Raw genomic sequence first — 773 nt, forward strand, 5'->3', positions numbered from 1 at the left:
GCGGGTAACCGTAACCGGGCTGGCCGGCCGGGGCGCCCTGGGCGTAGGGGCCCGGCTGCTGAGGCGGCTGCTGCCCGTACGGGCCCGGCTGGTTGTAACTCATGCGTCTCTCTCGATCCGTGGGGGGACTCGTGTGACAGTCCCGCTATCCTTCCGGATCTCTTAGGTGCTCCTTACCGCAGAGTGGCAACGGTTTCGGAACAGTTGTGCTCCGGGGGCAGTCCCCACCGCCTTCACCGCGCGGTCCGCACCGCCCGCCGCAGCATCCCCGTCGCCTCCGCCGCGTCCGGGATGCTCGTCCGTTCGCCCAGGGCCGTGCCCACGACACCCAGCGTGCTGTGGTCGGCCCAGACGCAGTACGGGAGGGTCAGGGACGCGCCGGGCTCGCCCTCCGCCGGGGTGAAGCTCACCGACTGGCACTTCATGACGGCGCCGTCCGCGCTCACCCGCTCGGGGCGGCCCACGACCTCCTCCCGTGCGCCCTGCCGCACCGGCTCCCGCCGCGCGTCCTCCGCCATCGCCTCGAACATGCCGTCGACGGCCCGCTCCGGGTTCTTCACCGTCCCCCACACGCCGCTGAACATCAGCTTTCCGCGGGCGGAGGAGTAGCCGGCCGTGATGCTGCCCGTGTCATGGACCCCCAGGGCCCGCAGCCGCTCCAGGTGGTCCCTCCGGAAGGTCCGGTCGAGCGGTGAGTCCCTGCGGAAGGCCCCCACCCGGTCCGGCGCCGTCAGCCCGTACCGCGTCCCGCCGCCCGCCGCAGCATCCTCGCC

The 773-nt window shown here is 73.1% G+C and carries 1 pseudogene; it reads right to left on the reverse strand.

Annotated features, from left to right (window positions below):
• Positions 1–233: 233 nt before the first annotated feature.
• Positions 234–773, reverse strand: a pseudogene (locus tag ACSNOH_RS34980) (hypothetical protein); the annotation flags it as partial.

It is taken from the genome of Streptomyces sp. URMC 127, assembly GCF_051386535.1.
Taxonomy (GTDB): Bacteria; Actinomycetota; Actinomycetes; order Streptomycetales; family Streptomycetaceae; genus Streptomyces.